Below are 8,778 nucleotides of genomic sequence, written 5' to 3'. Positions count from 1 at the left end.
AATTTCTATATTTCGCTTTTTAGCGACTACAGGGGTGTAGCTCCAATTGGCAGAGCAGCGGATTCCAAATCCGCGTGTTGGGGGTTCGAATCCCTCCACCCCTGCCATTACAAATTGCATAATTATGCAAAACGAAACCCGCTCATTGAGCGGGTTTTTTGTATCTTGAGTGGTAACAGGGTTGACACAGATCTGTGTGGTGAGTATTTTTTAAACCACAGGCGTAGAACCCTGTTTTCTACTTGATATATGAACTAGTTAAGGTTCATGTACAGTTTTGCCATGTCATATTATGGTGAGCTGGATGAGGGCGCTTTATGCGCGCCGTTTTCGAGTAGGCGGGGTTCTAACCTTATTCAGCTCACCACCCTTAGCATAGAACCTTCAGGTGGTGTATTTAATTATATACTCGTAGGTTGAATTGAATGCAGAATGCAAAACCAGAAAGACTCGACTTAGCCCATACCGCCCGTTTACATCTTATCGATTTAATTGCTTACGCTAAGCAAGATGATTTACATGAAGTGAGAGAAGTGTTGGTTTATCTCAATAATCTGATCACATTTGATGAGCAGGAAAATCCACAGAGATAGAATCTATTAAAAGCTCTCAAAACTGGGAGCTTTTTATATTAAAAATAAGAGTGATCAACGGATAAAATAAAATAAGTTGCAACAGGAATGCCACCAAGCAACATGTACATGCCAAACCAATACCACAATTTTTTATAGAAAGTATATATAGAACCGAGTACCCACATTAATGGAGTACCTATAAAAAATAATAAAAACCAAACTAGTTCAGGGATGAAATCAACATTAATATTCATGTTGAAAAACGAAATACACCATATGTATATGAACCAAAAAAGAGGGAATGAAATTAATATGTTTATTATAACTTTTCTCATAGTTTAAAGCCTATCTTTGTTATAAACGGTTGGTAACCATACCCTATATAATGTTGTAATAAGTACCATGAACGAAATCCCTCTAGCCATTCAAAAGGCATTTCTCCTGAGCTAATTTTATGGTCTATATCTTTAGAATTTAATCCGAAATGGTCTTGTATATCATACTTGAAAACCCCTCTAACTTGATTTCCTTTATATTCCATTTTTTCCGCATATACTTTCATTGCCCATATACCATGAACAGTTAAAACTGTTCCTTTGATAACATCTAGAGATTTTGTTTGAAATTGAGGAAGTGGAGCCCCTTTACCAGAAGTTTTCATATAACTACTAGATATATTTAAAATATCTCGTGATAGTTCTCCATTTTTAATATTTTCCCCTAGGCATTCTTTTAATGATTTATGGAAGGTTGTTGTTGTTTCATGTTTTTTCATTGCATCATCTAATAATGGATGCATATAATAGCCACCTTCATTACGCTCAAATTTATCTACCATTTTAGAAAATAGGTTTTTAGTTTCTCCTAACATAGAAAAGCTGATCGCTCCTTTACCGAGGTTTCTCATTCTCTTAAAATGTTCCTTAGCAGGTAAAGTAAATTGATCTTCTACAACAATATCATAGCCTCTTGACGGTGAATATCTAGTTTTGTCTTTAAATGGTAGGAAAACACCATAAGATTCAATAGTTTTTCTTTGTTGTTCACCATATTTCATATCATTAGGGCATGGTGCATCAGGATCTTTCGGGTTATAGAAGGTATCCATTTTATTTTCTGTTTCATAGATTAATCGAGGAAATGAGCCAGAAACGGGAAGCCAGTCTTTTTGTTTACTACTTTTTGTATTTTTTTCTATTCTTTCTAACGTATCATTGTGCGCTTGTGATCTTTGTTGTAGAAGTTCTAGCTTTCTTTTTTCTCTTTCTTTAATAGCTTTATGGTCGATAGCGCCATAACGAGAGCCATTTACTCCATAAGGTTGAGGGCCTCTACTTGACATTCTAATTTACTCAACTAATACGAATATAATTAAATTTAGGCCGTTATATTAAGGTGATGAGATCAGAAGAAGAAGGAAGTAAAATTTGAATTCCTTTTTATGAGATATTTAATCAAAAAAACATTAATTTAAATGATGTTTTTATCATATAAATCTCTTCAATATAAAACGACTGAAGAGATTTATATTGATTATTTATTCTGTTCTAACTGAGTAATACGAACATCCAATTTTTCCATCATCAGGCGGAGCCACTTCACATCTGTTTTTAGTGTAACACCGACGCCTATTCCGCTGGATAATGCACTGACAGCCGCAATGATCAAAGTCTGATATTCTCCCATTACTTAAATTCATCCCTCAGTGTTTCCCAGATACCAATGAATACAGGGGCAGCGGTACCAATTAAACCACCATAGTGAACCCCGTCCGGTGTGATACTGGCGGTTAACAATTCAGGATGACCTACAGCCAGTGAAACCCCTGCACCAATCAGCGCGAATCCCTTTTTTGTTGAGGCTTGGCGGATATCAATGCCTAGTTTATCTTTGAAAAAGTTACTCATAGTAATTTACTCTTCTTTAAGTATTTGATGGTGTACGCTGCCAGAATTGCACCGGCAACTGACAGGGCGATCCGCTTCATGTCTTGCTTTGTCATGCCATTGCAACCCCTTGTTGTGCCATGCTCAGGCCGTAGTAATTGCCGACCTCTTTACGGCTCATTGCATAAAGTAGGCGGGCGAGTTGGTCGTTATCATTGACATCAATTGTCTGATTTGGAGAAATTCCCGTCCATTGGCTGACTTGCTGCACATAGAGTGCGGTGTCATTTTCATTGTCTGGCGCGAACCGATAAATCATTTGACTGAGTGTTTTATATCCTTGGCGGCTGTAACTTCTGAGTATCCGTGCGCCAGCTCGAAAGCCATAGACCGGATGTTTGAATTCCTCGAATTCTTTATCACGGTTGAGTGCCGATTTTCCTTCCCAGTCATTCGAAGAGTCTCGAATGTTGAGCGGGTTATTGTTACGAACGCCACGCGGTAGCGTTGAGCGGTAAAGCATATATGTGATCCCTCCGATAGCTGTTAATAGAAAAACTACTTTCATCCCGAGTCCTCACCCTAGGGGGATTTCCGCATCAAACCTGAGATTGCCGACCGTGTGGTTGATTCCTCTTTCGGTTGGCGTGCCAAAAATAAGGGCTGACTGGTACCTTGGAGATACATCAATAATTGGCGGTGATTGAAAATTCGCGTAACCATCATATTGACCCTTCGGTTCTGCTCGCATTTTTACGGGAAAAATAACGGTCGCATATCCCTGTTTGTATCCATTGATGTCTGTCACTGGAATAGTGAGACTACGGGCAGCAAAATAATAACGTTCCCAGCACCGAAAACGGTTGAGTGCTCTGTCTGGCTCCTGATAGGGAAGCGGTCGCTCTCCCTCATTGAGAACAACTTTTCGGGCATCACTCGGGACATCAATCCGCCAGTGCCCCGATGACGGGCTGGTCAGTTGTACTGTTGTGACGTTCTCACCGGATAGCGTGTAAATGGTATCCGGCTTGTATTGTCCGCTTTCAACCATCTGAGCAATTCCGTTTTCCGTTTTACACCAGCAATCATAACCATATTGACCCGTTTCAAGCGTTGACCACTGGCCGTTGAAATTCCGTTGTTTTTCCTGAAAATTTGGATTGATCAGAATGTTTTTGACACAAAGGAGCTGACTGAAACTTGCCAGATCTGCAATCATGCTTTCCAGCGCTGCATCTTTTGCGGTTAGAGCCTGTGTTTTTTCTGCTAGGGTCTGGTCTGAATTTTTCAGGCTCAGAATATCCATGACAAGCTGCTTATCTTTGTCCGACAGCGTGGTGAGCTTTTCACTCAGACCGATAATGTCATCAATACCGTTTTGAGGTTGATTGAATACAGGATTAATAATATTCATGATTTCACTCCGGTAACGGTCAGGCGTGCATGGGTGGCACTGGCGTTATAGGCGTACAGCTCCCCTGAAAAATCCAATGAGACAGAACCAACTGCATTGCTGCTTCCCATCACCATCAGGCCGCGATTGCTGGACACATTGAAGTCACCAATACGTAATGTTGTGACTTCATCACTGATGACCTGAATTGTCAGTTGACGATACCCGCCCGTGGTCAGTCTGGCTTTTTCGCCGGCAGCAATTTCAATATCTGGCTGAGTGGTCATGGCCGATGGGGAAATCAGTTCTACTTTTTGCCCGTCAGTGACCGTGACCTTTGCATTAAATTTCAACGGCTCAATGATCCGCTGAACAACCAGCCCCGACGTGGAGGCCGGTTTGTGCTCTAAGTCTGAAATCTGATAGTCAAAATTCACGGTGTCGGGTGAATGATGCGTCAGAAACATATTTTCAAACTCAGTGACCTGAATCCTGTCTCCGGATTCAAGCCGCTGCGGTTTCAGACCGTCGGCAGAAATAAAAACCGGTGCCGTCGTTGACCGGACAATCAAATATTTTCCCCGTCCCCCGACAGAGATCGGGGTTTCAGTATTGGGTTGTAAAATCATCATTTTCCCCTTAGTGCAATCACACCCAGAACGCCACCGACCGCACAGGCCGCGATTGCAAACTTGGTCAGGTAACTACTGTTATCCAGTCCGGTTTGCTCACGCTGTTTGGCGGCATCTGCAACGGCAAGGGCGGAGCGTGTGTTTTCACTGGCCTGATTTGCAACTGTCTTGATTGCATCAATGGCGCTTTTATTGGCTGACAGGGACTTTTCACCAAATAAAAGCGCTTCTTTCAGCGAGTCTTTGCCGAAAGATAAAGCCTCTTTGGTGGTGTCTGCACTGGTCTCAAGGGCTTGTTTGGCGGTCTCTTTTGCTGCATTGACCGCCCCTTGATCGGTGACGGTAATATTACCGACACTGCCCTGAATACCACTCAGAAGCACCCCGAGATTATCGCCCTGTACCGCATTGGTGCCGCTGACGGTAGTTGTATTGGTTGTGTTACTGCTGCTTGACTTTCCGCCACCGCCCATTAATCACCCCCTGTAAATTGCAGACACAAGACTGATTCATCACCATGAGTTTCAGTGATAACAAAACCAAATCGTTTTAAGATCCGTGTCATGCCCTGACGCACCGTGTGATATTTCACGCATTGATACCCCTGAGAGCGAACCGCATCAATGATGACGGGTGCCGCTTGTTTGAGTCCCTTGCCGGTCAGCGCCAGAATCAGATATTCGTTATGCTCGGTCACATAACCGACGAAGCGCACCGCAACCCCTTTCCCTTTTAACTGGTAAAAGCTGGCGCGTTTACAGGCGACCGAATCACAGCAAAACGCATACTCATATTTGGCATCCGGAACACGATTGAAAGCCGGACGAAGCAACGCCAATTGTGCTTTGATGTCAGCCCGATTCGGGCGGATAAGCGTCAATTTCATTTCTTCACCACCACAAACGTAATCGCAGCAATCACAAGGAGCATCGGCAGGTTTTGCATTAAACGCTGTCCCGCACTGCCGCTAAAATTAATCGCTCCGTTGGTGATACCCCCGATTCTATTTCTGGCGGTTGCTGTTGCATCACCGGCAGCACCACCGCCCGCATTAATCGGCATGGTGCCGGAGTTGGTCAGTCCGCCTGTGAGAGTTGGGATCATTTCATCTCCTTAACCAGCCGGTAAGCGAGATAGCATCCGCCCCCAATCGCTGACAGTTTGACTAATTTCCCCACACTGGAGCCAGCCCAGAAGCCGCCCCCGAACCCTAACGCCCCTGTCGCAAGGGGGATCAGATAAATCAATGGTAATGGCATTGATACCCCCTATTTTTTAGCCGCCATGACCACAATCCCAATCAGGAGTAAGGCACCCAGACCGCCCCCGATATACAGGAGGGTCTTGTCATTGCCTTGTGATGCCGGTGTGACTTTGTTGCCGTTATCATCGGCCTGATGGGTTGCCTGTGGTTGCGTGTTGGCGTTGACCGAACTGTTATCACTGGTTGCGGCTCCGACAAGGTTGTCGAAGCCTTCCCCGACACTATCGAGCAAGCCGGAGCCAAAATTACTTAAATCATCTAAGAACGCCATGATTGCCCCTTACTTGATCAGGTCAGGACGAACAATCTTGACGGACTCAACAATGATCGGGATCGAGCCGACAGCACTGTCGGTTTTCACCGTGAATTTCAGCTCATTGGTGTGCGCTGTCTGGAACAGTTCATCAATGAAATAACCGCGCATAATCGGGTCAAAGTGATACATCCCTGATTGCCAGAATCGACGATTGCGTTTGGCGCGCATCGTCTCAACTGCGCGGGTTGTGTCATACACTTTGATATAATCGCGGTGAATTTCGAGTGAGTTCACAGTTTCTGACAAGAAATGCATCCGACGAACCAGCAACAGCGGGCTGGAGACCAAATCAAGAAACTCATTCTCTGTCGATGTCGCTTGCATGGTTTGCTTTTTGATTTGCGGTACAACAATACGCACCCCTTGTGCAGGGGAGACCGTCGCATGACCTTTGAGCACGACGCCCGGCGCGCTGCCGCTGGCATCCGGTGCAATTTCTACTTCAAGGATAATATTGTCTCCGGCCTCAGTCACAAGGGCGGTGTAACGCATCCCGTTTTTAGTCTTGGCGGTAATGTCAGCCAGCGGAATATGATAAAAACCATCAATCGACGGCATCCCTTTGTAGGCTTCAAGGGATTTCATTAACTTTCCGTCAAGGACAATGATTTCATCACCGTTTAAAGTAATCGAAACCCGTTTGATCTGCTCTGGTGACAGGTTGGTTTCAAGAAAGATTTCTTCATAAACGGGGCCGGTCGGGATAACCATTGAGGCTTTTTCCCCGTAGGCAACGCCCGTAAATGAATTAAGTCGCATCACTGAATTCATACGCTCTCCCCTTAACCGATCGCGTCTTCAACAGAATCAACATTATTTGACGCCCAGACCACGCCAGCGGCAACCACTGCGGCAATCAGGCCGACCACAGCGATATTCTTTGCGGATAACTTCATTTTTGCTCCAATAAAAAACCGCCCAACATTAGGCGGTCTGTATCAAAGCACACGATTCACAATCGATTCCTAACCCGATTGTGAATCCGGTTTAGAATAAATGTGATTTGAGTCGCATTTCACCATCGGATCGCCCCTTTCTGGTAGGCTTTTCCATCCTGAAGCAGGTACTCAAGCGGGTTTAACCGGTCGATTTCATCGGCTGATATGCCGGTCATTTTTTCTAAATATTGCGCACTGGTATGGGTCTTCTGCATCATCACACAGGCGCGCTGACAGTTATCAATAATGGTTTTCGACACTTCCTGACCCCGTTGAAACAGGTTGATCGAATGCAGATTGAACTTGCGACCCAGCCGCAAAATTTTGCCATGATAACCGGTGGCTTTCCCCGCATTCTCGCTATGCTCTGCAACCTCTTCACAGATGATTTTTAGCGGCTTTGGATGTTTGCCGTTGCCACAGCCCCAAACCACCCGACAAAAGCGGTCAAAGTCTTTGACGGTGGTTTCATGCTTGGGTTGATAGGCAATTTTAAACCCTTGCCGTGTTTTACGCCCTGCAATCATGGCGGTGGCAAAGTCTTTGATATTGTCATACCCCCGAACGACACGACCGGCCAGCGTGCCGGTATAGTCGCCAACCGGATCAAAGATAGCGACTTGATCGGTTGCACGGATAAAGAGTTTCTTTGCGGCTGAGGTCTTACCGCTGCCACTCATCCCGACCGCATAGACATGACCATTGTGCAGCGCATTATTGGGGTTAATCGGCTGCATGGTCTGGCGCTCCGTCTTCTTTGGCCGCTTGGATTTCTTTCGCTCGGTCAAGGGCTTTCAGCGCTTTCACCTGATGATACGATGAAAAGCCGAGCGCCCCCGCAGCCATGACAAAGGTCAGCTCTTCTTTGTACTGGACAAGCCAAGGCGGAAGCTCACCCCCGTATTTGACGAACAGCGGAGCCGCAGCCCCTGCCACCCCTTTGACCTGCGCTTCATCAAACATGAAATCTTTGTGTACGAACTGCCGGATCACTTCTTCAGTGACACCGATGACAGCCATTGAAGTTGCTTCGCCTGCTGCCAGTGCTGCCGCTTCTTTGGGATCGGTTTTGGCAACAGCTTCATCAGGGTTAAAATCCTGCTCGGTGATTTCATTCAGTAATGCATCTTCATCCGCTTTTGAATGGGTTTCCAGACCGTCATCATTTGGTATTTCGTTTTCTGAATATTCCGTCAGATTTTCCATTAAGAGACCACCTTGATTGCTTTAATCAGACCACCGAACACCACGCCTAAAGCACCCCCTAATCCCATACAGGCGAGGGTCGTCATTGGCTTTGATTGTGTTTCTGGTTTTGGCTCTGGATTGGGGTTACTTTCCGTCTGTTTTTCCGTCTGGATTGGCAATGATTCCGGTTGCCGCTCCGGTTGGCTCATTTCGTCAATCTGAGCCTGAACCGTTTCAAGGGGCTGAAAGGCTTTCATTTCTGCTTGGGCTGCTTTGCCGGTTCGGGTATCGGGACCACAATCACAGCGACCGTGAACAAAGGCCGAGCGTTTCCCTTTGCCTTGCTTAATGGCTTTGGGATTTTGGCAGGTATGACAAACCACATACCCGAGAATATCGTCAGATTCAGTCATGCTTTATCTCTCCTTCAAGTGTTGTGAGTCGGTGATTGAATGCTTTCAATAACCAAATGGTTTTGGTCAGCCACGGCTTGATAAAGCCAAATCCTAACGGGGGCTTATAGGCTTGTGCTTCGGTGTCCATTTCTTCCAGTAATTGGGTTGTTTTCGTTTGTAGTTTGCTCATG

General features: G+C 45.3%; 17 protein-coding genes and 1 tRNA gene. 2 read left to right on the top strand and 16 right to left on the bottom strand.

All coding sequences use genetic code 11. The features are described from left to right. Positions 1 to 30 precede the first annotated feature (30 nt). A tRNA-Trp gene (locus AC55NX_RS14635) sits at positions 31 to 107 on the top strand. 318 nt (positions 108 to 425) lie between these two features. Continuing rightward, positions 426 to 593, top strand: a complete 168-nt coding sequence (locus AC55NX_RS14630) for a hypothetical protein (protein ID WP_496996403.1) — start codon at positions 426 to 428, stop codon at positions 591 to 593. Positions 594 to 906: 313 nt separating this feature from the next. Here the strand turns inward: AC55NX_RS14630 and AC55NX_RS14625 are convergent, their stop codons facing one another. From AC55NX_RS14625 to AC55NX_RS14550, 16 genes are all read right to left on the bottom strand, one after another. After that, positions 907 to 1,917 carry a DUF3289 family protein gene (locus AC55NX_RS14625; RefSeq protein WP_496996402.1) on the bottom strand — a complete coding sequence of 337 codons (1,011 nt, stop codon included), beginning with the start codon at positions 1,915 to 1,917 and terminating at the stop codon, positions 907 to 909. Positions 1,918 to 2,108: 191 nt separating this feature from the next. After that, the gene (locus tag AC55NX_RS14620) at positions 2,109 to 2,261 is read right to left on the bottom strand and encodes a hypothetical protein (protein ID WP_162841947.1); all 153 of its coding nucleotides are present in this window, start codon (positions 2,259 to 2,261) and stop codon (positions 2,109 to 2,111) included. Beyond that, positions 2,261 to 2,482 (bottom strand): hypothetical protein, encoded by a 222-nt coding sequence (locus AC55NX_RS14615; protein ID WP_496996401.1) that lies wholly within the window; start codon positions 2,480 to 2,482, stop codon positions 2,261 to 2,263. Before AC55NX_RS14615 ends, AC55NX_RS14620 begins: the two co-directional genes overlap by 1 nt. A 91-nt stretch (positions 2,483 to 2,573) precedes the next feature. Beyond that, positions 2,574 to 2,984 carry a virion protein gene (locus AC55NX_RS14610; RefSeq protein ID WP_496996408.1) on the bottom strand — a complete coding sequence of 137 codons (411 nt, stop codon included), beginning with the start codon at positions 2,982 to 2,984 and terminating at the stop codon, positions 2,574 to 2,576. A gap of 54 nt (positions 2,985 to 3,038) precedes the next feature. Continuing rightward, positions 3,039 to 3,875 (bottom strand): hypothetical protein, encoded by an 837-nt coding sequence (locus AC55NX_RS14605; protein WP_496996400.1) that lies wholly within the window; start codon positions 3,873 to 3,875, stop codon positions 3,039 to 3,041. Further along, on the bottom strand, positions 3,872 to 4,486 hold the full coding sequence (locus AC55NX_RS14600; protein ID WP_157371838.1) for a hypothetical protein: 615 nt from the start codon (positions 4,484 to 4,486) through the stop codon (positions 3,872 to 3,874). The genes AC55NX_RS14605 and AC55NX_RS14600 overlap by 4 nt, the downstream gene beginning before the upstream one ends. Beyond that, a complete protein-coding gene (locus tag AC55NX_RS14595; protein ID WP_496996399.1) occupies positions 4,483 to 4,959 on the bottom strand; it encodes a hypothetical protein in 477 nt (158 codons plus the stop codon). The genes AC55NX_RS14600 and AC55NX_RS14595 overlap by 4 nt, the downstream gene beginning before the upstream one ends. Then, the gene (locus tag AC55NX_RS14590) at positions 4,959 to 5,372 is read right to left on the bottom strand and encodes a hypothetical protein (protein WP_077337795.1); all 414 of its coding nucleotides are present in this window, start codon (positions 5,370 to 5,372) and stop codon (positions 4,959 to 4,961) included. The genes AC55NX_RS14595 and AC55NX_RS14590 overlap by 1 nt, the downstream gene beginning before the upstream one ends. Beyond that, a complete protein-coding gene (locus tag AC55NX_RS14585; protein WP_077337796.1) occupies positions 5,369 to 5,590 on the bottom strand; it encodes a hypothetical protein in 222 nt (73 codons plus the stop codon). The genes AC55NX_RS14590 and AC55NX_RS14585 overlap by 4 nt, the downstream gene beginning before the upstream one ends. Continuing rightward, complete coding sequence (locus AC55NX_RS14580; RefSeq protein WP_496996398.1) at positions 5,587 to 5,745, bottom strand: hypothetical protein; 159 nt, start codon at positions 5,743 to 5,745, stop codon at positions 5,587 to 5,589. Before AC55NX_RS14580 ends, AC55NX_RS14585 begins: the two co-directional genes overlap by 4 nt. A gap of 9 nt (positions 5,746 to 5,754) precedes the next feature. Beyond that, positions 5,755 to 6,021 (bottom strand): hypothetical protein, encoded by a 267-nt coding sequence (locus AC55NX_RS14575; protein ID WP_496996397.1) that lies wholly within the window; start codon positions 6,019 to 6,021, stop codon positions 5,755 to 5,757. A gap of 9 nt (positions 6,022 to 6,030) precedes the next feature. Further along, positions 6,031 to 6,837, bottom strand: coding sequence for a major capsid protein P2 (locus AC55NX_RS14570; RefSeq protein ID WP_077337765.1), 807 nt, complete (start codon positions 6,835 to 6,837; stop codon positions 6,031 to 6,033). 244 nt (positions 6,838 to 7,081) lie between these two features. Continuing rightward, positions 7,082 to 7,741, bottom strand: a complete 660-nt coding sequence (locus AC55NX_RS14565) for an ATP-binding protein (RefSeq protein ID WP_077337766.1) — start codon at positions 7,739 to 7,741, stop codon at positions 7,082 to 7,084. Beyond that, positions 7,728 to 8,210 carry a hypothetical protein gene (locus tag AC55NX_RS14560; protein ID WP_496996396.1) on the bottom strand — a complete coding sequence of 161 codons (483 nt, stop codon included), beginning with the start codon at positions 8,208 to 8,210 and terminating at the stop codon, positions 7,728 to 7,730. The genes AC55NX_RS14565 and AC55NX_RS14560 overlap by 14 nt, the downstream gene beginning before the upstream one ends. Then, the gene (locus AC55NX_RS14555) at positions 8,210 to 8,605 is read right to left on the bottom strand and encodes a hypothetical protein (protein ID WP_496996395.1); all 396 of its coding nucleotides are present in this window, start codon (positions 8,603 to 8,605) and stop codon (positions 8,210 to 8,212) included. The genes AC55NX_RS14560 and AC55NX_RS14555 overlap by 1 nt, the downstream gene beginning before the upstream one ends. After that, positions 8,598 to 8,777 (bottom strand): hypothetical protein, encoded by a 180-nt coding sequence (locus AC55NX_RS14550; RefSeq protein ID WP_038182612.1) that lies wholly within the window; start codon positions 8,775 to 8,777, stop codon positions 8,598 to 8,600. Before AC55NX_RS14550 ends, AC55NX_RS14555 begins: the two co-directional genes overlap by 8 nt. Position 8,778: the final 1 nt, after the last annotated feature.

The organism is Vibrio rubrogenes (genome assembly GCF_059641415.1).
The sequence above is the reverse complement of the archived record's forward strand: the minus strand, read 5'-3'. Positions and strand labels throughout refer to the sequence as shown.

Bases quoted from the DNA above. Each gene is read 5' to 3' on its own strand.
- AC55NX_RS14620 (WP_162841947.1), bottom strand. From the start codon at position 2,261: ATGGGAGAATATCAGACTTTGATCATTGCGGCTGTCAGTGCATTATCC.
- AC55NX_RS14615 (WP_496996401.1), bottom strand. From the start codon at position 2,482: ATGAGTAACTTTTTCAAAGATAAACTAGGCATTGATATCCGCCAAGCC.
- AC55NX_RS14600 (WP_157371838.1), bottom strand. From the start codon at position 4,486: ATGATGATTTTACAACCCAATACTGAAACCCCGATCTCTGTCGGGGGA.
- AC55NX_RS14595 (WP_496996399.1), bottom strand. From the start codon at position 4,959: ATGGGCGGTGGCGGAAAGTCAAGCAGCAGTAACACAACCAATACAACT.
- AC55NX_RS14565 (WP_077337766.1), bottom strand. From the start codon at position 7,741: ATGCAGCCGATTAACCCCAATAATGCGCTGCACAATGGTCATGTCTAT.
- AC55NX_RS14575 (WP_496996397.1), bottom strand. From the start codon at position 6,021: ATGGCGTTCTTAGATGATTTAAGTAATTTTGGCTCCGGCTTGCTCGAT.
- AC55NX_RS14605 (WP_496996400.1), bottom strand. From the start codon at position 3,875: ATGAATATTATTAATCCTGTATTCAATCAACCTCAAAACGGTATTGAT.
- AC55NX_RS14560 (WP_496996396.1), bottom strand. From the start codon at position 8,210: ATGGAAAATCTGACGGAATATTCAGAAAACGAAATACCAAATGATGAC.
- AC55NX_RS14585 (WP_077337796.1), bottom strand. From the start codon at position 5,590: ATGATCCCAACTCTCACAGGCGGACTGACCAACTCCGGCACCATGCCG.
- AC55NX_RS14550 (WP_038182612.1), bottom strand. From the start codon at position 8,777: ATGAGCAAACTACAAACGAAAACAACCCAATTACTGGAAGAAATGGAC.
- AC55NX_RS14580 (WP_496996398.1), bottom strand. From the start codon at position 5,745: ATGCCATTACCATTGATTTATCTGATCCCCCTTGCGACAGGGGCGTTA.
- AC55NX_RS14610 (WP_496996408.1), bottom strand. From the start codon at position 2,984: ATGCTTTACCGCTCAACGCTACCGCGTGGCGTTCGTAACAATAACCCG.
- AC55NX_RS14555 (WP_496996395.1), bottom strand. From the start codon at position 8,605: ATGACTGAATCTGACGATATTCTCGGGTATGTGGTTTGTCATACCTGC.
- AC55NX_RS14590 (WP_077337795.1), bottom strand. From the start codon at position 5,372: ATGAAATTGACGCTTATCCGCCCGAATCGGGCTGACATCAAAGCACAA.
- AC55NX_RS14630 (WP_496996403.1), top strand. From the start codon at position 426: ATGCAGAATGCAAAACCAGAAAGACTCGACTTAGCCCATACCGCCCGT.
- AC55NX_RS14570 (WP_077337765.1), bottom strand. From the start codon at position 6,837: ATGAATTCAGTGATGCGACTTAATTCATTTACGGGCGTTGCCTACGGG.
- AC55NX_RS14625 (WP_496996402.1), bottom strand. From the start codon at position 1,917: ATGTCAAGTAGAGGCCCTCAACCTTATGGAGTAAATGGCTCTCGTTAT.